At 52.7% G+C, this 24218-nt stretch carries 25 protein-coding genes; 17 read left to right on the forward strand and 8 right to left on the reverse strand.

Going from position 1 to position 24218, the window contains the following annotated elements; all coding sequences use genetic code 11:
- The first annotated feature begins 227 nt into the window (after positions 1-227).
- Positions 228-455 carry a DUF1127 domain-containing protein gene (locus AC2A1E_RS01420; RefSeq protein WP_484382241.1) on the forward strand — a complete coding sequence of 76 codons (228 nt, stop codon included), beginning with the start codon at positions 228-230 and terminating at the stop codon, positions 453-455.
- 41 nt (positions 456-496) lie between these two features.
- Here the strand turns inward: AC2A1E_RS01420 and ung are convergent, their stop codons facing one another.
- Positions 497-1180 (reverse strand): uracil-DNA glycosylase, encoded by a 684-nt coding sequence (ung, locus tag AC2A1E_RS01425; RefSeq protein ID WP_459401657.1) that lies wholly within the window; start codon positions 1178-1180, stop codon positions 497-499.
- 357 nt (positions 1181-1537) lie between these two features.
- On the opposite strand from ung, the gene grcA reads away from it, so the two are divergent.
- Entirely contained in the window at positions 1538-1921 is a 384-nt protein-coding gene (gene grcA / locus AC2A1E_RS01430; protein WP_459401658.1) for an autonomous glycyl radical cofactor GrcA, read from the forward strand.
- A gap of 120 nt (positions 1922-2041) precedes the next feature.
- Here grcA and srmB read toward each other — a convergent pair whose 3' ends face one another.
- The gene (gene srmB, locus AC2A1E_RS01435) at positions 2042-3352 is read right to left on the reverse strand and encodes an ATP-dependent RNA helicase SrmB (protein WP_484382242.1); all 1311 of its coding nucleotides are present in this window, start codon (positions 3350-3352) and stop codon (positions 2042-2044) included.
- A gap of 98 nt (positions 3353-3450) precedes the next feature.
- Here srmB and trmN point away from each other — a divergent pair, with 98 nt between their 5' ends.
- Complete coding sequence (trmN, locus tag AC2A1E_RS01440) at positions 3451-4230, forward strand: tRNA(1)(Val) (adenine(37)-N(6))-methyltransferase TrmN (RefSeq protein ID WP_484382243.1); 780 nt, start codon at positions 3451-3453, stop codon at positions 4228-4230.
- A gap of 33 nt (positions 4231-4263) precedes the next feature.
- On the opposite strand, the gene nadB is transcribed toward trmN, so the two are convergent.
- Positions 4264-5865: an L-aspartate oxidase gene (nadB, locus tag AC2A1E_RS01445; RefSeq protein ID WP_484382244.1), complete on the reverse strand. Its 1602-nt coding sequence runs from the start codon at positions 5863-5865 to the stop codon at positions 4264-4266.
- Between the two features lie 214 nt (positions 5866-6079).
- On the opposite strand from nadB, the gene rpoE reads away from it, so the two are divergent.
- From rpoE to acpS, 11 genes are all read left to right on the forward strand, one after another.
- A complete protein-coding gene (gene rpoE, locus AC2A1E_RS01450) occupies positions 6080-6655 on the forward strand; it encodes an RNA polymerase sigma factor RpoE (protein WP_424839962.1) in 576 nt (191 codons plus the stop codon).
- Between the two features lie 30 nt (positions 6656-6685).
- Positions 6686-7339: an anti-sigma-E factor RseA gene (rseA, locus tag AC2A1E_RS01455; RefSeq protein ID WP_484382245.1), complete on the forward strand. Its 654-nt coding sequence runs from the start codon at positions 6686-6688 to the stop codon at positions 7337-7339.
- The gene (gene rseB, locus AC2A1E_RS01460) at positions 7339-8286 is read left to right on the forward strand and encodes a sigma-E factor regulatory protein RseB (RefSeq protein WP_484382246.1); all 948 of its coding nucleotides are present in this window, start codon (positions 7339-7341) and stop codon (positions 8284-8286) included. The genes rseA and rseB overlap by 1 nt, the downstream gene beginning before the upstream one ends.
- Positions 8283-8759 (forward strand): SoxR-reducing system protein RseC, encoded by a 477-nt coding sequence (rseC, locus tag AC2A1E_RS01465; protein WP_484382247.1) that lies wholly within the window; start codon positions 8283-8285, stop codon positions 8757-8759. The genes rseB and rseC overlap by 4 nt, the downstream gene beginning before the upstream one ends.
- Positions 8760-9144: 385 nt before the next feature.
- On the forward strand, positions 9145-10944 hold the full coding sequence (gene lepA, locus AC2A1E_RS01470) for a translation elongation factor 4 (protein WP_484382248.1): 1800 nt from the start codon (positions 9145-9147) through the stop codon (positions 10942-10944).
- A gap of 31 nt (positions 10945-10975) precedes the next feature.
- On the forward strand, positions 10976-11953 hold the full coding sequence (lepB, locus tag AC2A1E_RS01475; protein ID WP_484382249.1) for a signal peptidase I: 978 nt from the start codon (positions 10976-10978) through the stop codon (positions 11951-11953).
- Positions 11954-12193: 240 nt separating this feature from the next.
- Positions 12194-12874, forward strand: coding sequence for a ribonuclease III (rnc, locus tag AC2A1E_RS01480; RefSeq protein ID WP_037395344.1), 681 nt, complete (start codon positions 12194-12196; stop codon positions 12872-12874).
- On the forward strand, positions 12871-13779 hold the full coding sequence (era, locus tag AC2A1E_RS01485) for a GTPase Era (RefSeq protein ID WP_459401667.1): 909 nt from the start codon (positions 12871-12873) through the stop codon (positions 13777-13779). Before rnc ends, era begins: the two co-directional genes overlap by 4 nt.
- An 8-nt stretch (positions 13780-13787) precedes the next feature.
- A complete protein-coding gene (recO, locus tag AC2A1E_RS01490; RefSeq protein WP_459401668.1) occupies positions 13788-14519 on the forward strand; it encodes a DNA repair protein RecO in 732 nt (243 codons plus the stop codon).
- Positions 14520-14593: 74 nt separating this feature from the next.
- Positions 14594-15325: a pyridoxine 5'-phosphate synthase gene (gene pdxJ / locus AC2A1E_RS01495; protein ID WP_484382250.1), complete on the forward strand. Its 732-nt coding sequence runs from the start codon at positions 14594-14596 to the stop codon at positions 15323-15325.
- The gene (gene acpS / locus AC2A1E_RS01500) at positions 15325-15705 is read left to right on the forward strand and encodes a holo-ACP synthase (RefSeq protein WP_484382251.1); all 381 of its coding nucleotides are present in this window, start codon (positions 15325-15327) and stop codon (positions 15703-15705) included. Before pdxJ ends, acpS begins: the two co-directional genes overlap by 1 nt.
- A 63-nt stretch (positions 15706-15768) precedes the next feature.
- Here acpS and AC2A1E_RS01505 read toward each other — a convergent pair whose 3' ends face one another.
- A complete protein-coding gene (locus tag AC2A1E_RS01505) occupies positions 15769-16029 on the reverse strand; it encodes a YfhL family 4Fe-4S dicluster ferredoxin (protein ID WP_484382252.1) in 261 nt (86 codons plus the stop codon).
- Positions 16030-16629: 600 nt separating this feature from the next.
- On the opposite strand from AC2A1E_RS01505, the gene AC2A1E_RS01510 reads away from it, so the two are divergent.
- Positions 16630-18111 carry a GMC oxidoreductase gene (locus AC2A1E_RS01510; protein WP_484382253.1) on the forward strand — a complete coding sequence of 494 codons (1482 nt, stop codon included), beginning with the start codon at positions 16630-16632 and terminating at the stop codon, positions 18109-18111.
- 43 nt (positions 18112-18154) lie between these two features.
- Here AC2A1E_RS01510 and AC2A1E_RS01515 read toward each other — a convergent pair whose 3' ends face one another.
- Positions 18155-19006, reverse strand: coding sequence for a MurR/RpiR family transcriptional regulator (locus AC2A1E_RS01515; protein WP_484382254.1), 852 nt, complete (start codon positions 19004-19006; stop codon positions 18155-18157).
- Between the two features lie 213 nt (positions 19007-19219).
- Here AC2A1E_RS01515 and murQ point away from each other — a divergent pair, with 213 nt between their 5' ends.
- Entirely contained in the window at positions 19220-20113 is an 894-nt protein-coding gene (gene murQ, locus AC2A1E_RS01520; RefSeq protein ID WP_484382255.1) for an N-acetylmuramic acid 6-phosphate etherase, read from the forward strand.
- A gap of 32 nt (positions 20114-20145) precedes the next feature.
- On the forward strand, positions 20146-20802 hold the full coding sequence (yfhb, locus tag AC2A1E_RS01525; protein ID WP_484382256.1) for a phosphatidylglycerophosphatase C: 657 nt from the start codon (positions 20146-20148) through the stop codon (positions 20800-20802).
- 47 nt (positions 20803-20849) lie between these two features.
- On the opposite strand, the gene AC2A1E_RS01530 is transcribed toward yfhb, so the two are convergent.
- The 3 genes from AC2A1E_RS01530 to AC2A1E_RS01540 are packed head-to-tail and all read right to left on the reverse strand — an operon-like array spanning position 20850 to position 24183.
- The gene (locus AC2A1E_RS01530) at positions 20850-21902 is read right to left on the reverse strand and encodes a DUF2157 domain-containing protein (RefSeq protein WP_484382257.1); all 1053 of its coding nucleotides are present in this window, start codon (positions 21900-21902) and stop codon (positions 20850-20852) included.
- A 50-nt stretch (positions 21903-21952) separates the two neighbouring features.
- A complete protein-coding gene (locus AC2A1E_RS01535) occupies positions 21953-22642 on the reverse strand; it encodes a response regulator transcription factor (RefSeq protein WP_484382258.1) in 690 nt (229 codons plus the stop codon).
- The gene (locus AC2A1E_RS01540) at positions 22639-24183 is read right to left on the reverse strand and encodes a sensor histidine kinase (RefSeq protein ID WP_484382259.1); all 1545 of its coding nucleotides are present in this window, start codon (positions 24181-24183) and stop codon (positions 22639-22641) included. Before AC2A1E_RS01540 ends, AC2A1E_RS01535 begins: the two co-directional genes overlap by 4 nt.
- Between the last annotated feature and the right edge of the window lie 35 nt (positions 24184-24218).

The raw sequence follows: 24218 nt of genomic DNA on the forward strand, positions 1-24218 counted from the left end.
GGGCACCTTCGGGTGCCCTTATTGTTTTTTATCTGTGCACCCTTTCTCTCTCGTTACAAACCTTACTCTACTCTTAATAACTCCGTTACAGATGTCACATTTATTTGTGATACAGCCTCAAAATCCCCTTATCTGTATGCCTTAAAAATTAAAGCTATAAATCTGTATTACTTTTTTGCCTGACGGCACACTAATTAGCGGTGAGTCAGGCGAAAAGGGAGAGTGTGATGGATAACCTACTGGAGGAACCCAGGGAGAGTCAGCAAAACAAGGCTGCCAGGATTAGAAAGTGCGGTGCCTGGTTGCTATTGCGTTGGCGAGCTTGGTGGAACAGATATACAACAAGAAAAGTTCTGGCAGCAATGAGTGATGCACAATTACGGGATATCGGGCTCAGGCGCAGTGATGTGGAACGGGAAGACCGCCATAGGAACTATGGGCATAGGCCGTGGTAGCTAATCCCTATGCCTAAAATAGGGGCATAGGGATCGTAGCTCTAAGCTTGTGGTAAACGTGGCGTCCAGTCGATTGGCGCTGAGCCTTGCTGTTCAAGCAGTTGGTTGGCCTGCGAGAAATGGTGGCAACCGAGAAAACCCCGGTGTGCAGAAAGGGGGGATGGATGAGGGGCTTTCAGCACGTGATGGCGTTGGCGATCGATGAAATTCCCTTTCTTTTGCGCATGTGAGCCCCACAACAGGAACACTACCCCTTCACGATGTTCATTCAGCGCGGCAATCACCTTATCGGTAAAGGTTTCCCAGCCCAGATTGGCATGAGAGTGTGCCCGGCCAGCCTCAACGGTTAATACGGTATTGAGCAGCAGCACGCCTTGCTCGGCCCAGCTTTGCAGATAACCGTGGTCAGGGCGTTCAAAACCGGGGATATCCGTCATCAGCTCTTTATACATATTGACCAGCGACGGCGGTGCCGGGATGCCGGGGCGCACGGAGAACGACAAACCATGAGCCTGATTCGGGCCGTGGTAAGGATCCTGGCCGAGGATCACCACTTTGACATCCGCCAGTTCAGTAAATCTGAAGGCATTAAACACGTCTTTCTGTGGTGGATAAATGGTCTTACCAGACTGACGCTCGGCGGCAACAAAGGCGAGCGTTTCAAGAAAATAGGGCTGCTCTTTTTCTTTGCCGATGACGTCATGCCAGGTGAGGGAGGTGGACATAAACGCTCTCCTTTGTTTTCGTTAGCAATTCACTGTGCATAGCTTACCGTTTACCTCGGTACAGTGGAACCCGCTTTTATTAATAGCCTTAACGTCTTGGACGACAAAAAATACAAATATTTTTTAAAATTTACAAAAATAATTTGAAGGGCCAAAAAGGGTAAAATTGATATAAAACATAAATTTGCCTTTGGTGCCCGTAACAGCACCCCGTAAAAATTGACTTTAATCAAAGAATTCACTGGGTCAGACTGGTATACAGAACAACAAGACAACATTGGTTTTACCAAATAGCCGGAGCTCAAAGTGAGTTTCGACAACGTAGAAATTTTTCTCCCTTATTACGGAGGCAACAAAATGATTACTGGTATTCAAATCACTAAAGCGAACAATCAGGCACTGGTGAACTCTTTCTGGCTGTTGGATGAAGAGAAATCAGAAGCTCGCTGCGTGTGCGCTAAAGCTGATTACTCTGAAGATCAGATCGTTCCTGTCAGCGAACTGGGCCAGATCGAGTATCGCGAAGTGCCGATGGAAGTGCAGCCTACCGTGCGTGTTGAAGGTGGTCAGCACCTGAACGTGAACGTGCTGCGCCGTGAAACGCTGGAAGATGCGGTCAAGAACCCGGAAAAATACCCGCAACTGACCATCCGTGTTTCTGGTTATGCCGTGCGTTTCAACTCACTGACGCCAGAACAGCAACGTGATGTTATTGCACGTACCTTTACTGAAAGCCTGTAATTTCGGGCTGAGTGCAAAAGGGAGCTTCGGCTCCCTTTTTTAATGCAGGTTGTGTAGAAAACGCTGAGCTCATAAAAAACCGCCCGGAAAAAGGCGGTTTTCTGATAATAGGCAACGCTATTATTCGGGTTTGGCTTTTGGCTGGCGGCGTTTACCGACGTTTTTCGCGTCGCGATGGCGCACTTTGACCTTGGCCTTTTCTTTATTCTTCAGTTTGTCTTCCGCACGCTTGGCCATAACCTTCTTCGAAGGTTTGCCGTTGCTTTTCTCGCTTGGCGGCTTGGTGGTCGGGCGCAGTTCATCAATCACGCGGGCTTTCAGTGGTTCATTCAGATAACGCCCAACTTTGCCCAGCAACAGATGATCGTGTGCTTCCACCAGAGAGATCGCGGTGCCTTTGCGCCCGGCGCGGCCAGTACGGCCGATACGGTGCAGATAGGTGTCTGCGGTACGCGGCATGTCGAAGTTGAACACGTGGGTGATATCTAGGATATCCAGACCGCGCGCGGCAACGTCGGTGGCAACCAGCACGTTCACCCGGCCATCCATCATGCGTTTGACCGCTTCGTTACGCTTGGCCTGCACCATTTCACCTTCGAGATAACAGGTATTGATACCTGCCTCGCGCAGCCAGCCAGCCAGCTCATGCACCCGCTCACGCTTGCGCACAAAGATAACGGATTTCTGCACGTCCGGCTGCTTCAGCAGGTGCACCAGCAGGGCGGTTTTATGCTTCACGTCATCGACGCGGTAATACCATTGCAGGATTTTTTTACGTTCGCGGCGTGAAGGGTCGGCTTCTACTTCCACCGGCTCTTTCAGAATGCGCTCGGCAAATTCACGAATGGCCTCGCCTTCCAGCGTTGCGGAGAACAGCAGCGTCTGGTTGCGCCAGCGGGTTTCGGCGGAAATGGTTTCGATATCCTGGGCGAAACCCATGTCGAGCATGCGATCGGCTTCGTCGAGGATCAGGGTTTCAACCGCGCGGCAGTCAAAGTTTTCTTCTTTGATGTATTGCAGCAGGCGGCCAGTGGTCGCTACTACGATGTCCTGATTCTCACTGAACACTTCTGCGTGGTTCATATAAGCCACGCCGCCGGTGATAGTGGCAATATCCAACGAGGTATGAGCAGCCAATTCACGCGCCTGATCGGCCACCTGCATTGCCAGTTCACGCGTTGGAGTGAGGATCAGTACGCGCGGTGGGCCGGATTTTTTACGCGGGAAATCGAGCAGGTGCTGCAAAACGGGCAGCAAAAATGCTGCGGTCTTGCCGGTGCCGGTCGGAGCCGAACCCAAGACGTCGCGCCCATCCATTGCCGGCGGGATCGCTTCGGCTTGAATTGCGGTGGGGCGATCGTAGCCTTTATCGCGCAGGGCGGTGATCAGGCGTTCATCGAGTTCGAGTTCGGAAAATTGGGTTGCTGTCATGGTCTACCTCTACTTGGGGCGCCGATTATAGACGGGTTAGCTTCAGGGTTCACCCTTTTTAAGGAAAGCATCTCTTTTACCCTAAATCAGATTGCCTTATGCTACGCCAGTTTTGTCTCCAGGTGACTATTGTGAGTAATCAAACGACAACCCAACAGACTCCGCGCCGTGGCGGTTTTACCTTCAAACAATTCTTTGTGGCTCACGATCGTTGCGCAATGAAAGTGGGCACCGATGGCGTCATGCTTGGTGCCTGGGTGGCACTAGGGCAGGCAAGGCGGATCCTGGATATCGGCTGTGGTAGCGGGTTAATCGCGTTGATGCTGGCTCAGCGAACGGCCGCAGAGGTAACCATCGACGCAGTTGAGCTGGATAATGACGCCGCCGCTCAAGCGCTCGAAAACGTGCTGGAATCGCCTTGGCCGCAGAAAATTAACGTGTATAGCCAAGATATCCACCATTTTGCCCAGCAGCACACCCATTGCTATGACCTGATCGTCAGCAATCCGCCCTATTTTGAGCCTTCCGTCGCCTGCCGCGATCTGGCCCGCACCAACGCTCGCTATACCGAAACCCTGACTCACGAAGCTCTGCTGGATTGTGCCGAGCGTTTGATCGGTGAGAACGGCCATTTCTGCGTGGTGTTGCCCTATGGTATCGGCGAAGCCTTTGAAGTGAATGCACACCAACGTGGCTGGCATACTGCTCGGCGGCTGAATATCAGCGATCGGGCCGATACGCAGAAGCACCGGATGTTGCTGGCACTGGCTCGCAGTCCGGCAGAGAAGGAAGAAACTGAGTTAGCGATAAAATTGGCGGATGGCAGCTATACCGCGGATTTCCGCCAGTTGATTACGGATTTTTATCTGAACTATTGAGATTCCCCTCTCATAACAAGAGGGGAATAAGGTTCAAGGTTGCAGGATGGTGGGTTTGGGTTCCGGCAGCATATCAGGGTAATCCAATGTGAAATGCAGCCCACGGCTCTCTTTGCGCTCCATCGCACTGCGTACAATCAGTTCTGCTACCAGCGCCAGATTGCGTAACTCCAACAGATTGTTGGAGATGCGGAAGTTGGCATAGTACTCGTCGATCTCCTGCTGCAACGTATTGATGCGCCGCAGGGCGCGCTCCAAACGCTTGGTAGTACGCACAATGCCCACGTAATCCCACATGAACAGCCGCAGTTCGTGCCAGTTATGCTGGATCACTACACGTTCGTCGGAATCATCTACCCGGCTTTCATCCCACAGTGGCAGCTGCTTGGTCAACTTGATGGCAGGCAGGCGCGTCAGAATATCTTCGGCGGCGGACCAACCATAAACCAGGCATTCCAGCAGTGAATTGGACGCCATACGGTTAGCACCGTGCAGGCCGGTATAGCTGACCTCACCGATGGCATATAAGCCATCCAAATCGGTGCGGCCATGCTGATCGACCATCACACCACCGCAGGTGTAGTGGGCGGCAGGCACAATCGGGATCGGCTGCTTGGTCAGGTCAAAACCCAGCGTCAGCAGCTTTTCATGGATCATCGGGAAATGCTGGGTAATGAATTCGGCTGGCTTATGACTGATGTCCAGATACATGCAGTCGGCACCTAACCGCTTCATTTCATGGTCAATGGCACGCGCCACAATATCGCGCGGAGCCAGTTCGCCACGCGGATCGAAGTCCGGCATAAAGCGGCTGCCGTCCGGGCGTTTCAGATAGGCGCCTTCGCCGCGTAGCGCTTCGGTCAGCAGAAAGTTACGTGCCTGCGGGTGGAACAGGCAGGTTGGGTGGAATTGGTTGAACTCCAGATTGGCTACCCTACATCCGGCGCGCCAGGCCATGGCGATGCCGTCACCGGAGGAGATATCCGGGTTAGTGGTGTACTGATAGACCTTGGCCGCGCCGCCGGTGGCCAGCACCACCGTTTTGGCGCGGTAAGTCTCTACCTGCTCCTGCTCACGGTTCCAGACGTAAGCGCCCACTACGCGCTTAGTGCCCGGCAGGCCGACTTTATTGGAGGTGATCAGATCAACCGCATTGCGGCGCTCCATGACACAAATATTCGGGTGTGCGCTTGCTTTCCCTACCAGGGTGGTCTCTACTTCTTTACCGGTAGCATCTGCGGCATGCAGGATACGACGGTGGCTATGTCCGCCTTCGCGCGTCAGATGATAACGTTCCTCGCCTTGGGAATTGGTTTCGGTGTCGAACAGAACGCCCTGATCGATCAGCCACTGTACGCAGTGGCGTGCATTTCCGGCAATAAATTCGACGGCGTCTTTATCGCACAAACCTGCCCCGGCAATCAGCGTGTCATCAACGTGCGAGGCAATGCTGTCCGTTTCGTCAAACACCGCGGCGATCCCGCCTTGGGCATAAAAGGTGGCGCCTTCGTTGAGTGGGCCTTTGCTGAGTACCGTAACCTTGCAATGTTGCGCCAGGCGCAACGCCAGTGACAAGCCCGCAGCACCGCTGCCGACGATCAGTACATCGCTAACATGTTCAGATGATGGTTGCATAACGTATGATGTGTGCAGAAGAAGAGTGAAATTCATGTTAGCCTACTTGTCCGGGCAAAAGCCACGGATAGGATGACATCGACAGAAAAACAATGGCGATATGGAACTTCATGGTTCCATATGAACTCCAAGCGAGTGCTTGCTCAGGAAAAGAATGTATGGCTGGCAGTACAATTTTACGCGTGGAGACAGATTTGGGGAGAATTTACCTCGGATGAGCGAGCAGTTAACGGATCAGGTGCTGGTTGAGCGAGTCCAAAAGGGCGATCAGAAGTCTTTTAACCTACTGGTCGTGCGTTACCAGCATAAGGTTGCGAGCCTGGTTTCCCGCTATGTGCCGCAGGGTGATGTGCCCGATGTGGTGCAGGAATCGTTTATTAAAGCCTATCGCGCACTGGAATCATTCCGCGGAGATAGCGCCTTTTATACCTGGTTGTATCGCATTGCTGTGAATACGGCAAAAAACTACCTGGTTGCTCAGGGGCGGCGTCCACCCTCAAGCGATGTGGATGCTAACGATGCTGAAAATTACGAAAGTGCGGGTGCACTGAAAGAAATTTCGAACCCTGAGAACTTAATGTTGTCAGAAGAGTTGAGACAGATAGTTTTCCGTACTATTGAGTCGCTTCCCGAGGATCTTCGCATGGCGATTACCTTGAGAGAGTTAGACGGTCTAAGCTACGAAGAGATAGCTACTATCATGGACTGTCCGGTAGGAACAGTACGTTCGCGTATTTTCCGTGCCAGGGAGGCTATCGATAATAAAGTTCAACCGCTGATCCAACGCTAGCGATGGCGGACACAGGAAGGGTACTTAGGTATGCAGAAAGAAAAGCTTTCCGCTCTGATGGATGGAGAAACGCTCGACAATGAGCTGTTAAGTTCGTTGTGCAAAGACAAAGCGCTTCAACAAAGCTGGCAGAGCTATCACCTGATCCGTGACACATTGCGGGGTGATATAGGGCAAGTCATGCATCTCGATATCGCAGATCGTGTTGCTGCTGCGCTGGAGAAAGAACCCGCTCGTCTGGTTCCTTCAGCCGTTCCCGAGTCTCAACCAGAGCCTCGTACTTGGGAAAAAATGCCTTTCTGGAACAAGGTTCGTCCTTGGGCCAGCCAACTCACGCAAGTTGGGGTGGCCGCTTGTGTCTCCTTGGCGGTGATCGTGGGTGTGCAGCATTACAACCAGCCAAATGTAGAATCTGGTGCCTCTGAAACGCCAGTGTTCAATACGTTACCGATCATGGGGCAGCCTTCTCCAGTCAGCCTGGGCGTTCCAGCCGATAGTTTCTCTACCGGCAGTGGTCAGCAACAACAGGTGCAGGAACAGCGCAAGCGTATCAACGCTATGCTGCAGGATTATGAACTGCAACGCCGTTTGCATTCTGATCAACTGCAATTTGAACAGGGTACTCCGCAACAAGCCGCTGTTCAGGTTCCCGGAACCCAGTCTTTAGGAACGCAGCAGCAGTAATGAAGCAAATCTGGTTCTCCGTTTGTCTACTGACGGGCAGCCTGCTCTATTCAAATATCGCCCCTGCATCTGGGGCGATATTGCAACAAATGAGCAGCGCTAGCCGTTCACTCAATTATGAACTCGCCTATATCAGCATCAGCAAGCAGGGGATAGAGTCGTTACGCTATCGCCATGCGGTGATTGATAAACAACCTTTAGGGCAATTGCTGCATATGGACGGCGCACGCCGTGAAGTGTTGCAGCGCGGTGGCGGGATCAGCTATTTCGAACCGGGCTTGGAGCCTTTCACCTTATCTGGCGATCATATCGTCGATGTGTTGCCTTCCATCGTTTATGCCGACTTCAATTATTTGGCGAAATACTACGACTTCATTGCCGTCGGGCAAACCCGTATCTCCGATCGTCCGAGCGAGGTGTTCCGCATCGTTGCACGTGACGGATCCCGCTACAGCTATGTTGTCTGGATGGACACGGAGAGCAAGCTACCGCTGCGTGTGGATCTGCTCGATCGTGATGGTGAAACGCTAGAACAGTATCGTGTGATCTCGTTCGTGGTGGGAGATCAGGTGAAAAACGTCATGCAGGGATTGCTCAAGGCTAACCTGCCGCCATTGCTGTCGTTGCCTGCAGCAGAAAATATTCAACTGAGCTGGAGTACGGGCTGGTTGCCTGCCGGGGTCAATGAAGTGGCTCGCAATCGCCGCAAGTTGCCCAATGTAGAGCAGCCCGTTGAGTCGCGTCTCTACAGCGACGGCCTCTTCAGCTTTTCGGTGAACGTGACTCCCTCTGGCAGTAATACCAGCCAGCAGTTTTATCGTCAGGGCCGCCGCACCATCCAGACCGAAATTCGTAATGGTAATGAAATTACCGTGGTCGGTGAATTACCACCCTCAACGGCCAAACGGATTGCTGACAGCATTTCCTTCAAGGTATCGCCACAATGATGAAAGAGTGGGCCACGGTTGTCTCATGGCAGCAAGGCGTGGCGTTGCTGCGCTGTGAACCTAAAGCAGGTTGTGGCAGCTGTAAGGCGCGTTCTGGCTGTGGTGCACGTGCGCTGAATGAACTGGTGCCGGAAAGCGAACACCATTTGCAGGTGCAGATTGAGCAACCACTTGAGCCAGGGCAGCGCGTTGAGGTTGGCATTGCTGAAGGCAGCTTGCTGCGCTCGGCGATGTTGGTCTATATGACTCCGCTGTTTGGCATGATGCTCGGCGGTGGTTTGCTGCAAGGGTGGTCTGGCAGTGATGCAGCAGCGCTGCTCGGTGCGGTTGTTGGCGGCACAGCGGCTTTCTTCGTGGCTCGGTTGTTGGCAACGCGCCTCGGTGAACAGGCCGATTACCAACCGGTGGTACTGCAAATCGGTTTGCCCCCGGGAACCCTGCGTTTGCAAACAGAAAACGAAGCCCCGCGCTAAAATTTTAACCGCGTTATCGTCAGAATTATGCAGGCAGGATGCGGTTATAGCTCAGACCTTCTGTCAGTACGATATGGCTCCGTTCAGTCTGCTGCTGAGCAAAACCTTCTCTAGCGGCTTTCCCCATTTATCGCATTTGAATCAGCGAGTCTGTCATGGCTGTTATTTGCTAGCCGTGGCTTTCAAAACTTGCGGCGCTCTGCAACACTAAAGTAAGCATAATAGAATGCCATCACTGCACCGATCGCTAGGTTTTCAGTGGTGTGGCATGTAGAATGCTGCGATTCAGGCGAAAGACGGCCGAACCCATTCACTGTCGCTTTATGTCCATGCGGGTTTCCATAGGCGAGTAATTTAGAAATACCAAGGCAGAAAAACTTTTATAATGAAGCATATACGAAATTTCTCCATTATTGCCCATATTGACCACGGTAAGTCGACGCTGTCAGACCGTATTATTCAAATCTGCGGTGGCTTGGCCGAGCGTGAAATGGCCGCGCAGGTTCTGGATTCAATGGATCTGGAGCGTGAGCGTGGTATTACCATCAAGGCACAGAGCGTGACGCTCGATTATAAAGCCCCTGATGGCCAAATTTATCAGCTTAACTTTATCGATACCCCAGGGCACGTTGACTTCTCTTATGAAGTCTCCCGTTCGCTGGCCGCCTGCGAAGGCGCACTGCTGGTGGTGGATGCCGGGCAGGGCGTAGAAGCCCAGACGCTGGCCAACTGCTATACCGCACTGGATATGAATCTGGAAGTGGTGCCGGTATTGAACAAAATCGATCTGCCAGCCGCCGATCCGGATCGCGCAGCGCAGGAAATCGAAGATATCGTGGGCATTGATGCCACCGACGCCGTGCGCTGTTCGGCGAAGACCGGCGTAGGTGTACCTGAGGTTCTAGAGCGCTTGGTGCGCGATATCCCACCGCCAGAAGGCGATCCTGAAGCACCGCTACAGGCGCTGATCATTGACTCCTGGTTTGATAACTACCTGGGTGTGGTTTCCCTGATCCGCGTCAAGAACGGTACGCTGCGTAAGGGCGACAAGATCAAGGTAATGAGTACCGGTCAAACCTATAACGCCGATCGTCTGGGGATTTTCACCCCGAAACGTGTCGATCGCGATGTGCTGAACTGTGGCGAAGTTGGCTGGCTGGTTTGCGCCATCAAAGACATTCTTGGTGCACCGGTAGGGGATACCCTGACCTTGGCACGTCAACCGGCAGAAAAAATGCTGCCAGGCTTCAAGAAAGTGAAGCCACAGGTTTACGCTGGCCTGTTCCCGATCAGTTCCGACGATTATGAAGCCTTCCGTGATGCACTGGGTAAATTGAGCCTGAACGATGCCTCGCTGTTCTATGAGCCAGAAAGCTCAACGGCATTGGGCTTTGGTTTCCGCTGTGGCTTCCTGGGCTTGCTGCACATGGAGATCATTCAGGAGCGTCTGGAGCGTGAATACGATCTGGAGCTGATCACTACCGCACCGACGGTGGTGTATGAAGTGGAAACCACCAGTAAAGAAACCATCTACGTTGACAGTCCTTCCAAGCTGCCGCCGCTGAACAATATTGCCGAGCTGCGTGAGCCGATCGCGGAATGTCATATGCTGATGCCGCAGGAATATCTCGGTAACGTGATTACGCTGTGCATCGAGAAACGCGGTATGCAGACCAACATGGTTTACCACGGTAACCAGGTGGCGCTGACCTACGAAATTCCGATGGCAGAAGTGGTGCTCGACTTCTTCGACCGCCTGAAGTCGACTTCGCGTGGTTACGCGTCGCTCGATTATAACTTCAAACGTTTCCAGACCTCTGACATGGTGCGTGTCGATGTGCTGATCAACAACGAGCGTGTGGATGCGCTGGCGTTGATCACTCACCGTGACAATTCTCAGTATCGCGGTCGTGACCTGGTAGAGAAAATGAAAGAGCTGATCCCTCGCCAGCAATTCGACATTGCAATCCAGGCGGCGATTGGCACTCACATTATTGCGCGTGCCACAGTGAAGCAGCTGCGTAAAAACGTCCTGGCGAAATGCTACGGCGGTGACGTGAGTCGTAAGAAGAAACTGTTGCAGAAACAGAAAGACGGTAAGAAACGCATGAAGCAGGTGGGTAACGTTGAGTTGCCACAGGAAGCCTTCCTGGCCATTCTGCACGTAGGCAAAGACAGCAAGTAAGAGCGAAAGCTCGTTTAACGAGGAAGTTTGCATGGCGAATATGTTTGCCCTGATCTTGGCAATTGCAACGCTGGTGACTGGGATCATCTGGTGCTTTGAGCGCTTTAAATGGGCCCCTGCACGTCGGGCGAAAGTTGCAGCGATCAATGCGCAAGCCACGGGTGACGTTGACGAAAACGTGCTGGCGAAAGTGGCGAAGCAGCCGAGTTGGGTTGAAACGGGGGCCTCGGTCTTCCCGGTATTGTTACTGGTGTTTGTGGTGCGTTCGTTTATTTACGAACCTTTCCAGATCCCTTCCGGTTCAATGATGCCGACATTGCTGATTGGCGATTTTATTCTGGTGGAAAAGTTTGCCTACGGTATTAAAGACCCGATTACTCTGACGACGTTAATTCCTACTGGCCAGCCAAAACGTGGTGATATTGCGGTATTTAAATATCCGCGTGACCCGAAACTGGACTATATCAAGCGTGTTATTGGTTTGCCGGGCGATCGCGTGAGCTATGATCCAGTGGATAAGCGCGTCACGGTGCAACCGTCCTGTAATAACGGCCAGTCTTGCGATAGCGCATTGGCGGTGACCTACAGCGATGTACAGCCAAGCGATTTTGTGCAGATGTTCAGCCGCAGCGGCATGGGTGAAGCCAGCAGTGGTTTCTTCCAGATCCCATTGACCGACAATGTGCCACCGGGCGGTATTCGCCTGAGTGAACGCAGAGAAACCTTGGGTGATGTGACTCATCGTATTCTGACCGTGCCCGGTGCGCAGGATCAGCTCGGTGGTTATTATCAGCAACCAGGCCAGCAATTAGCTGAGTGGGTGGTTCCTGCCGGCCATTATTTCATGATGGGTGATAACCGTGATAATAGCGCTGACAGCCGTTATTGGGGTTTTGTGCCTGAGCGAAATCTGGTGGGTAAAGCGACGACTATCTGGATGAGTTTTGAAAAACAAGAAGGTGAATGGCCAACCGGCGTAAGATTGAGCCGTATTGGTGGAATTCATTAATAAGCGTTTTTACCCTTGGTCTTTTTAACCGTCGCCAAACCGGCTGCGGTTAAAAAGATCAAGGGTATATATAAACGCAGCATTATATTTCCACTCGTTGTAGAATACCTTCTCGAGCGATAAAAAGTTGGCCCCTTTCGGAGCCACTGCAAACGAAACAGCTTTGGATTGGTTTTTGGCGAAGCAGGCCTGTTCCGTATGCTGCAAGTTTTTGACGCATTCTTGATCTATTGGTAACTCATGAATCCCATCGTAATAAACAGGCTACAGCGGAAGCTGGGCTATACTTTTCAACAGCAGGAGCTTTTACTGCAAGCGTTAACTCACCGTAGCGCCAGTAGTAAACATAATGAACGTCTTGAGTTTCTGGGTGACTCTATTCTGAGTTTTGTCATTGCCAATGCGCTCTATCACCGTTTTCCTCGCGTAGACGAAGGCGACATGAGCCGCATGCGTGCCACGCTGGTGCGGGGTAATACGCTGGCGGAGATGGCACGCGAATTCGATCTGGGTGAGTGCCTGCGCCTCGGGCCGGGAGAGTTGAAAAGTGGTGGATTCCGCCGCGAATCGATCCTGGCGGATACGGTGGAGGCATTAATTGGCGGCGTGTTCCTGGATAGCGATATTCAGACCGTCGAACGCCTGATTTTAGACTGGTATCGTAGCCGGTTGGACGAAATCAGCCCCGGTGATAAGCAGAAAGACCCGAAAACCCGTTTGCAGGAGTTTTTACAAGGTCGCCATCTGCCGTTGCCTTCTTATCTGGTGGTGCAGGTTCGCGGTGAAGCGCACGATCAGGAGTTTACCATCCACTGCCAAGTGAGTGGTTTGAGCGAGCCTGTGATGGGCACTGGCTCAAGCCGCCGTAAAGCCGAGCAAGCGGCAGCGGAACAAGCAATGAAAAAGCTGGAGCTTGAATGAGCGAAGAAAAACAATACTGCGGTTTTATCGCGATCGTGGGTCGTCCTAACGTGGGCAAATCCACGTTACTGAACCAGTTGTTGGGGCAAAAAGTCTCCATCACCTCGCGTAAACCACAGACCACCCGTCACCGTATTATGGGGATCCACACCGAAGGGCCTTATCAGGCTATCTACGTGGATACTCCAGGGCTGCACATCGAAGAAAAACGCGCCATCAACCGTTTGATGAACCGTGCGGCCAGCAGTTCGATCGGCGACGTAGAGTTGGTGATCTTCGTGGTTGAAGGTACCCATTGGACCGCCGATGATGAAATGGTGGTGAATAAACTGCGCAGCCTGAAATGCCCGGTATTGCTGGCGATCAACAAGGTCGACAACGTGACCGACAAATCCAAGCTGTTGCCGCACATCTCGTTCCTCAGCCAGCAGATGAATTTCCTTGATGTGGTGCCTATCTCCGCAGAAAAGGGCATGAACGTGGATACTATTGCCAGTATCGCGCGTAAACTGCTGCCGGAAGCGGAACACCATTTCCCGGAAGACTATATTACCGATCGTTCCCAGCGCTTTATGGCGTCGGAAATCATCCGTGAAAAACTGATGCGTTTCCTTGGTGAGGAACTGCCTTATTCGGTGACGGTGGAAATCGAACAGTTTGTGCCGAACGAACGCGGTGGTTACAACATTCATGGCCTGATTCTGGTGGAACGTGAAGGCCAGAAGAAAATGGTGATCGGCAACAAAGGTTCGAAGATCAAAACCATCGGCATTGAAGCCCGTCAGGATATGGAACAGATGTTTGAAGCCAAAGTGCATCTGGAACTGTGGGTTAAAGTGAAATCTGGCTGGGCAGACGATGAACGTGCGTTGCGTAGCCTGGGCTATGTTGACGACTTGAAGTAACACATCTGATGGATGGCTGGGAGCGCGCCTTCGTCCTGCATGGGCGGCCGTACAGTGAAACCAGCCTGATGCTGGATATGTTCACGGAAAGTCATGGGCGGGTGCGCTTGCTGGCAAAAGGCGCGCGCAGCCGCCGTTCCAACCTGAAAGGATGCTTGCAACCTTTCACCCCTCTGCTGGTACGCTGGGGCGGGCGTGGCGAAGTTAAAACGCTGCGTAGCGCCGAAGCGGTTTCTCTCGGTTTACCCCTCAGTGGCATGATGCTTTACAGCGGCCTGTACGTGAACGAATTACTGTCGCGCGTGCTGGAGCAGGAAGGCAATTACTCTGTACTGTTCTTCGATTATCTGCAGTGCCTGCAAGCACTCGCGGCGGAAGATAGCTCGCCGGAACATGCCCTGCGCCAATTCGAATTAGCCTTGTTAGGCCACCTCGGCTACGGCCTGGATTTTCTACACTGTGCTGGCAGCGGTGAGCCGGTGGACGATGGCATGACCTACCGCTATCGCGAGGAAAAAGGCTTTATCGCCAGCCTGGTGGTAGATCACTACAGTTTTACCGGCCGTGAACTGCGCGCCTTGGCCGAACGGCAATTCCCTGATGCACTCACCCTGCGAGCGGCCAAACGCTTTACCCGCATGGCGCTGAAACCCTACCTTGGCGGCAAACCGCTGAAGAGCCGCGAACTGTTCCGCCAGTTTGTGCGCAAACAACCCGATACTCCCGTCGACGAAGCCTGATTTCTTTCTGCTTTTGCCGGTTTCCGCAGGCGTGTAAACTGCTGCTACTGAAAATCGTTATTTAGAGGATTGTCATGGCTGATTTGCTGCTGGGCGTTAATATCGATCACATCGCCACGTTACGTAACGCGCGCGGAACTCACTATCCGGATCCGGTTCAGGCGGCGTTTATTGCTGAGCAGGCCGGTGCCGATGGCATTACCGTTCACCTGCGGGAAGATCGCCGCCATATCACCGATCGTGACGTGCGTATTCTGCGCCAGACGATTCAGACGCGCATGAACCTGGAAATGGCGGTCACCGACGAAATGTTGGACATCGCTCTTGAGCTGAAGCCGCATTTTTGCTGCCTGGTGCCGGAAAAACGCCAGGAAGTGACCACCGAAGGTGGGTTGGACGTGGCCGGGCAACTGGACAAAATGACCGTGGCGGTTGAGCGCTTGGCTCAGGCCGGGATCCTGGTTTCACTGTTTATTGATGCCGATCGCCGCCAGATCGACGCCGCCGTTGCGGTTGGTGCTCCTTATATCGAGATCCACACCGGTGCCTATGCTGAGGCCGAAGGTGAATTGGCCGTTCAGGCTGAGCTGAAACGCATTGCCTCGGCGGCAACCTACGCCGCAGGTAAAGGGCTGAAGGTGAATGCCGGTCATGGCCTGACTTACCACAACGTCCAACCGATTGCAGCGATGCCGGAAATGCACGAACTGAATATCGGTCATGCGATTATCGGCCAGGCGGTGATGAGCGGTTTACCGGCGGCGGTGGCGGATATGAAACTGCTGATGCGCGAAGCACGTCGCTGATGGCGATCCTTGGCTTAGGGACCGACATCGTCGAGATAGCGCGCATCGAAGCGGTGGTGGAACGCAGCGGCGACCGTTTGGCGCGGCGGGTGTTGAGCCAGGCCGAATGGGAAGCCTATCAGCAGCATCAACAGCCGATACGTTTTCTGGCTAAACGCTTTGCGGTGAAAGAAGCGGTCGCTAAAGCCTTTGGCACCGGGATCCGCAACGGCTTGGCTTTCAATCAGTTTGAAGTGTTTAACGATGGTCTGGGCAAGCCCAATATCCGCCTGCACCAAGCAGCCGCTGAACTGGCGCAGAAAATGGGGGTGGTTTCGATCCACGTTTCTCTGGCTGACGAACGCCGCTATGCCTGTGCCACCGTGATTATCGAAGGGTGATGGACTTCAGCTAATGCAAGGGCTCAGCATTTTGGGCCCGATATTCCGCTACTGCACTTCTGCTCACAGCCGATCGGCGTGATGCAGCACCACAAATTTTTCCCACAGCTGTTCCTGGGTTTCGACGTGCTGCGGATCGGTAATGATGGTGTTATCTATGGGGCAAACCTGCTGGCAGGTTGGCGTATCATAGTGACCAACGCATTCGGTGCAGCGATTGACGTCGATCTGGTAAATGTCATCCCCCATCGAAATGGCCTGATTTGGGCATTCCGGTTCGCACATATCGCAATTGATACAGCGCTTGGTAATCAATAGGGCCATTGCAGTCATTTACCTTTCTATCTTGTCATTTCAACGCCGCGCACTTTATCACAGAACCGGGTACATAAGCATCGGTGTTGCGGTGGTAAAACTCTCCCTTTGGGCCGAATCGATATGCCCGCACCTTTTTAAACCTGCGTCCATCCCCCCATCAGTTGCATTTCTTCACTTATTTTTTAGTTAATTTCGGATATTATTTAAATTTTCTTAATTAATTAGCATTATGAAAATCATGCTGGGTGTTAATTAAAACCGACTTTATTCTTATTTTCTTATTTATTAATAAGAAAATTACTGATCAAAAATCAATCTGCGTAATTTTGGCGTTTTTTTGTTTGTTTTTTGGACTTTAAACCTATGCTAATATTAAACTTTTCTAATACTTTTGTTGTTGTAACTGGGACAGCATCAATAGTGACGCAAGGTAATGACTAAAATAAATGGAGTTTTAATATGGTATCTCGTAGACGATTTCTTATGGGTTGTGGTGCTATAGGTGCAGGAAGCCTCACTGGTTTAAATTCAACGTCGGCACATGCCACAATATCGGCAATCAATACGCTGAAGTATAAAATTCACGCTCCTGAAATTTTCCAAACCGTGAAACGCCCCCCGGCTTATACACCTGTTATTGTTATCGGCTCAGGTTTTGGCGGAGCCGTTTCGGCTTTACGTTTCTCGCAGGCTGGCGAGAAAGTGACGGTGCTGGAAAGGGGCTTCAAATGGCCAACCGGGCCATTCCGTACCGCCTTTACCAACGATACCTTACCCGATGGCAGGGCATTTTGGCACCGTAATAGCGCCAAGATGATCGCTGGCAATACCGCTTATTTTGATAAATTTGCCGGTGTAATGGATGCCACTGATTATGCCAACATGACGGTATGGCGGGGAGCCGCAGTCGGCGGTGGCTCGGTTATTTTTACCGGCGTGATGATTCAACCGGAACGGCAGTATTTTGATGCAATCTTTGGTGGTGGTGTCAATTACGACGAAATGGATAAAAAATATTTTCCGCTGGTGCGTAAAATGTTGAATCTTAATTCAATACCACTGGATATTTATAACAGCGCGCCATTCGGTCATTCACGCATCTGGGATCAACAGTCAAGAAAAGCGGGTTATACCACTTCACCGATCGACTCGATCTTTAACTGGGATGTAATTAGAGCCGAACTGACAGGGCGCAGTTTACCTTCCGCGATCTCCGGTGCCAGTAATCATGGCAACAGTAATGGCGCCAAGTACGACTTAAACCAGAACTACCTGAAGCAGGCAGAGGCGACCGGGTTAACGACGATTTACCCTGGGCATGAGGTTTCTGATATTTCTTGGGATGGCCGCCGTTATCTGATCAGCGTGACTCAAAGTTCACCTGAAGGTAAGCAACTGAACCGTTATGAACTGTCTTGCGATCGCCTCGTGTTGGCTGCGGGTTCGATCGGTACGACAGAGTTGTTGGTCAAGGCACAGGCCAAGGGCACGTTGCCAAACCTCAACGAAGAGATCGGCCAAGGTTGGGGGACCAACGGTGATACGATTGTGACGCGCAGTTTCTCTCCGATCAAAGGGCTACAGCAGGCTTCGCCAAGTGCTTCACGCATACATGACAAAAATGCTGGCCTGCCGGTGACCTTAGAAAACTGGTACGTGCCGGGTGTTCCGGTCAACTTGGGCATTATTGGCTCGCTGGGTATGGCGTTTGATGAAACCAATCGTGGGAACTTCGTTTACGACAAGGCGAAAGGCAAGGTCAATCTGCGTTGGGCGGCTAATGGTAATGCCGACATCGTGGAAGCTGCCCGCTATGTGAATAACCGGATTTGTGATGCTAACGGCGTTGTCCCTGGTGTACCGATCTTTAAAGAGGATGTTGCCGGTATGAACTGGACGGCGCACCCTCTGGGCGGAGCCGTGCTGGATAAAGCACTGGATAATGAAGGGCGGGTCATCGGCTATAACGGCTTGTACGTGATGGATGGTGCAGCTATTCCTGGTACGACCGGTTCTGTTAACCCATCTCTGACTATCACTGCGCTTGCAGAACGCAACATTGAGCGGATTATTGCTGCTGGGGGTTAATACAGCCTAGGCTCAATCCACGGGCTGCGTTGTATAACGCAGCCTATTTCCCAAGTCTTTTCACCAATTGTTCACTGTGGCGGATCCGATCGCAGGCATGTTCAATGTCGTGTTGGATCAGCGCCATAAACAGCAAATCGGTCAGGGCAAATTGTGCGGTACTGGAAGAGATAGCAGCACTGCGGGTATTGGGTTCTTCGGCAATGGTATACAGGCAGTGATCGGCGCGCTGCTGTAGGCTATTGGGGGAGAAACTGGTCAAGGCCAGCACCTGCGCACCGGTTATCCGGGCTTCTTCTGCGGCCAGATTGATTTCACGCCGTTCGCCGCTGAATGAGATTGCCAACAGCAGATCTTCTTTACTCAACGCCTGCACGGTGGCCAACTGAACGTGCATATCCGCTTCTGCCACGGCCATCACGCCAATTTTAAGCAGCTTAAACGAAAGATCTTTCGCAACCAGCCCAGAGGCACCGAGCCCCACCAGCACCACCCGCCGTGCCGCACGCAGCATATCCAAGGCAGTATTCAGCCGTTGCTCGCTGTTGATATCCAGCGTTGCGCGTAACGCTGCCTGCTTTTCAGCCAGTAATTTTTCACCCACGGTTTTCAGCGAATCGCTGCTGAGGATCTGATTATGGACGGTGATGATAGGCTCAGCCTGCGGTTGAGCCAGTGCCTCACTCAGGGCCAGCTTTAAAGCAGGGAAACCTTTATAACCCATTTTCTGAGCAAATTTGACCACGCTGGATTGGCTGACGCCTGCTAACTGGGCCAGTTTCTGTGAACTGAGATGCCGTGCTTGCTCGGCGTTATGCAGCAGAAAATCTGCCAGTTTGCGGTCATTTTGCGCCAGTGTCGGGTACATCTGGCGAATGCGAAGAAGGGTACTCATCAGGTTGTATTCCGTAATGGGCTGTTAGTCGACGGAAAAACCACAATTTATGATTTTTTCCTTTGAGCCAGCAGGTATTCTGCCATGTGGTAGTGAAAGGATTAACGAAAAGTTTTGTAATTTCATCCTTAAAATAGCAAATAGTCCCCATTATGTTGATAAAATATTCAGATATTGATTTAATTTTATGAATTAAAAATTCAAGGTGATGAAATGAATTTAGGTGCATTAGTATCAGAAACCCGCAATCCTGCAACCATGATGCTGGATGAGATGTCCTCGCTCGAGATGATGATCTGCTTTAATAACGAAGATCGTAAAGTCCCAGAAGCCATTGCCAAGGTATTGCCGGAGATCGCTCAGGCGGTGGACTTAGCCGCTGCCGCTTTGCAGGCCGGTGGGCGTTTGATTTACCTGGGAGCGGGTACCAGTGGCCGATTAGGCGTGCTGGATGCCTCCGAATGCCCACCGACCTTCGGTGTACCACACGATCTGGTGATCGGTTTGATTGCGGGTGGAACGGGGGCAATGTTTAAAGCGGTAGAAGGCGCTGAAGATGATGTTTCGCTAGGTGAAGCCGACCTGAAGGCGTTGAATCTGGAGGCGCGTGATATGGTGGTTGGTCTGGCCGCCTCGGGGCGCACGCCTTATGTCATTGGCGCATTGCAGTTTGCCCGCAAGGTGGGCTGCCCGACGGTGGCGATCTCCTGTAACCCAGACTCTCCGATTGCTAAAGAAGCTCAGGTGGCTATCTCGCCGGTGGTTGGCCCGGAAGCCTTGACCGGCTCTACCCGCATGAAATCAGGCACCGCGCAGAAACTGGTTCTGAACATGATCTCTACCGGGGCGATGGTCAAGTTGGGCAAGGTTTATCAGAACCTGATGGTGGATGTGAAAGCCACCAATGACAAGTTGGTGGATCGTGCCTGCCGCATCGTGATGGAGGCCACCGGCGCCGTTCGCAGCCAGGCGGAAGAGGCATTGGCCCAAACTGGATTTGAGGTAAAACCCGCTATCCTGATGATTCTGGCGGACGTTACGGCTGCCGAAGCGCAGCAGCGGTTGCAGCAGCATCAGGGTTATTTGCGTGCAGCATTGACGCGTTAAATCGGCCTAATCGTATTCTTGAGGAGCAGCATTTGACCGATAAACCAAGTCAGACGGCGATACCAGCTCACCGCGTGGTGTTTTTTGACCTGGATGGGACGCTGCATCAGGAAGATATGTTTGGCAGTTTCCTGCGTTTTTTGCTGCGGCACTTGCCGCTGAATTTAGCGCTGGTACTGCCGTTGTCGCCCTTAGTGGGGCTGGGCATGCTGATTGGTGGGCGTGCCGCGCGCTGGCCGGTGAGCCTGCTGTTATGGGCGATGACGTTTGGCCGCTCTGAGGCCCGGCTGAAAGCGCTGGAACAGCGATTTGTCACTGATTTTCGTCAGAAAGTGACCGCGTTTCCGGTGGTGCAGATGCGCCTGCGTCACTATCTTGACCAACAGGATGCCCAAGTCTGGCTGATTACCGGTTCCCCGGAGCAACTGGTGCAGCAGGTCTATCAGGATTCCACTTTTCTGCCGCGGATGCATTTGATTGGCAGCCGCACGGCACGCCGTTACGGTGGTTGGGTGCTGACGGTGCGTTGCTTGGGCAGGCAGAAAGTGTTGCAACTGGAACAACGTCTCGGTTCACCACTGAAACTGTACAGTGGTTACAGCGACAGCAAGCAGGATAACCCGCTGCTGTTTTTCTGCGAGCATCGTTGGCGGGTCAGTAAACAAGGTGAGTTGCAGCAGTTGGAGTAATTAAGGCTGTGCTTTTCGTGACACAGCCCTAATAGGAGTGATATCAATCAGTCATCGGTCACATCCTGCGGTTGGCGCCCCAACTGCCAGATTTTTTCCGCATAGTGGCCTAATGCCCACAGGCTTAACCCCAGCACAACAAAGAAAAATGCCTTTGGCATGCTGTCCCAGAAGAATTCAAAGAACCGGGTGTACAGATTAATACCAAGGAAGGTCAAACCAAACCCGCGCAGCATGCCGTCGTCATGCTTCAGCCCGAGCCAGATAGCGGTGGCCGCAGCGATGCCAAACAGCAGGCTCCAGTGCAACAGCTCGATCTGATGCACGCTGTACCAACTGTCCAGATCGCCATAGTTACCGAAGATCGACAGGATCCACAGCGCAATAAACAGATACAGCAGCCCCATGGCCAGCGAAACTCGATCCAGCCCGCGTTGGGCCAGCGCGGGTTTCAGCAGCAGCGCCGCAGCAATCAACACCAGGCCGAAAGCAATAAAACGAATCGGAAAACTCATGCCCAGCCAGTAGGCTCCCCAGCCGGACAGGTAGCCGGTTTCCGCCCCAAAAGCGTTGCCGAGTGACAGCAAGGCAAACCACCATACCAACCCGGAACGGCTGAACCAGCCGATAACGCCATACAACACTGCGCCCAACATCAGCAGCACTGATACCCGCCCACTGCCGTTATCCTGCCAGACGCCCAGTTGCCACAACGCGCATGCGGTGAGCAGAATGGCAATAAACAGAATGGCTTCGTTGCTGTAACGTTTGTCGGGGTAAGCGATGCGGCGGCGAAATGCCCAAAGATAGGCCAAAGCGGCCAGCACGGCGGCGATCGCCATGCGCACTGGTGCATCAAAGCGGAACAGTTCGCTGAGCTGTTCCAGCAGCCAGCTGTCGGTAAACAGGCTGGTGATAGCGATCACCAGCGAAGCCAGCGCGGCGAGAAACGCGTAACGAGCCAGCCGACGCCAGTCAAAAGGTTGCACCTGCATATTTTGCAGCAGTTGTTGTTGCTGTTCGGCGCTGAGCGTACCTTCGTCCACCCAGCCGCTGAGCGCTTTGCGCACCACCACGGCATTTTTCTTGCTGAGTTTCATGTTTTGCGTCCTTGAATAACACCGGTTTTTGCCAGTATATACCTGCTAAGCTAGCTTGATTGGTAGCGATAGCCCATACCGTGCACTGTGCGAACCAGCACCGGATTGAGCGGATCTCGTTCAATGGTTTTGCGCAGCTTGGAAATATGCTGATCGAGCGTGCGGCTTTGCGGCAGATGATCGTATCCCCAAACGGCGTCAAACAGCATATCTCGAGTGACCACCCGGTTTTTATGTTGATACAGATAACGCAGGATATTGACCTCGCGTAGCGACAGTTCAATACGCTGCTCCATACGCATGGCGCACAGCTCATTGGGAAAGACCGTCAGGTCGCCAAACGGGAAGCTGGCATCTTCTTCTGCATCTGGCGTTTGACGCAGGCAGCGCCGGGCGATGGTCTTGATCCTGGCCCGCATTTCATGAATACCGAAGGGCTTACTGATGTAGTCGTCTGCGCCGAGTTCCAGCCCGATCACCCGATCAATCTCCTCATCTTTGGCCGACAGGAAAACGATGGGGATCTGTTGGTTGTGTTTGCGGATCTCCCTGCACACTTTATATCCATCAAGCTCCGGCATCATGATGTCGAGAATAATAAAGTCGGGTTGTTGCTGGCGATACAGTGCCAGCGCCTGCGCCCCATTTTCTGCCGCGATAGGGCGGTAACCTTCATGTGCCAACACCTCCATCAGGCCGTTGCGGATGTGGGCATCGTCTTCTGCGATCAATATTTTCATTGGCACTGTTCCTTATCGGTGATGGCCTCTGGCCCAGCGGCTAGCGGGAGTGTCAGGGTAAAGCAACTGCCGGTTGGGCCGCTGGTGACGGAGATTTCCCCTTGCAAACTGGTCGCCAGTTGCCTGGAGATGGTCAAGCCAATACCGGTGCCGGAAACACCTTCGGTAATGCTGCTTTTCACCCGATAAAACGGTTGGAAAATGGCCTTCAACTCTTTTGCCGCGATGCCGCTACCGTAGTCGCGCACCCGGATCAGCGCATGGCTATCGCTTTGTTCGGCAATCAGCTCTACCCGTTTACCCTGTGCTGCATACTTTTCAGCGTTACTAAGAAAGTTGCTGATAATCTGCGTCAGGCGATCCACGTCAGTCGTAAGATGAATCTCGGCGCGGACGAGCAGCACCAGCTCCATTTGTCTGGCGCTGAAGGCGGGGATAAAGGCGTGGTAAATCTTGTTCAGCAATGGGCTCAGGGCTACCGGCTGTAAGTGTACTTTGGGGGCTTTGGTAAAGCTGAGGATATTCTGGATCAAACGTGAGAGGCGTTTGCTCTCATTGAGAATCACCTCAAGATAGCGCTGACTCGGGGAACTCGGTGAACTCTCTTCCTGTTGCAACTCCTGCAACATCTCCGCATACAGGGAGATATTGGTCAACGGCGTCTTCAACTCGTGGGAGACCTGGCCAACAAAGTTGACCTGCTGTTGGGCAAGCCGCAACTGGCGGGTATATTCGCGGTACAGGTACAGCATGGCCAGCCCGACGAGCACGATCAGCAGCAGGATCAGCAGACCGCCCCAGAGATAGGCGGTATAGCCGTTAAGCGTTTTGGCGTAATAATCTATCTGCCAGGCGCTCAATGGGTAGGGCAGGCGCTGGGAGTCCAGCGCCGTCTGGCCGTCAGGCAACTGCGCCTCGCCGCTCTGATAGATCAGGCGCCCATCATCCAGTACCCGTACCGTATTCGGCGTATAGTCGAATGTCAGCGAGTTAATCACGTCGGACAACAGCTTAACGTAGGAAAACTTAAAACCGATCAGTTGATTGCCGCGCTGCTGCCAGTAAATCAACAGCGGCGCGCCGAACTCACGGCTGAGGTACCAACCTGAGGTCGGCTGGGTTCGCTCATTGGTAAAGTAGTGGCTGTAAAGCAGACTCGGATCTTGTGTGATGGGGGTGATAGCCTGTACCCAGGCTTTTTCTTTCTCGGTCAGCGCCGCCTGAGCATTGGGGAACAGCAGCCGGTTTTTCTCCAGCACAAAAAGCGCATCAATGCTGCTCTCTTGGGCGACTAATTCATTGAGCGCTTTACTGTCCAACGGAATATAGGTGGCGATAGAACTGAGGCGTACCGCGTGCTGATTCAGCAGGTCCATAATGAAGGTACTGACTTGGGTGGTATGGCTCTGTGCCAGACGCTGATTCTGGTAGTGACGCAACAGGGCTTCGTGGGTCAGGGTACGATAACCAAAGTAGGCGATCGCCGCGCAGATCAGCAACGTGGTAAAGGTAAAGAGAAACAGACTTCTTGACGACTTCATGACCCATCCCATGGCGGCGCTGAGCCCGTTTACTG

It is taken from the genome of Serratia sp. HNCC26DJ206 (assembly GCF_057180605.1).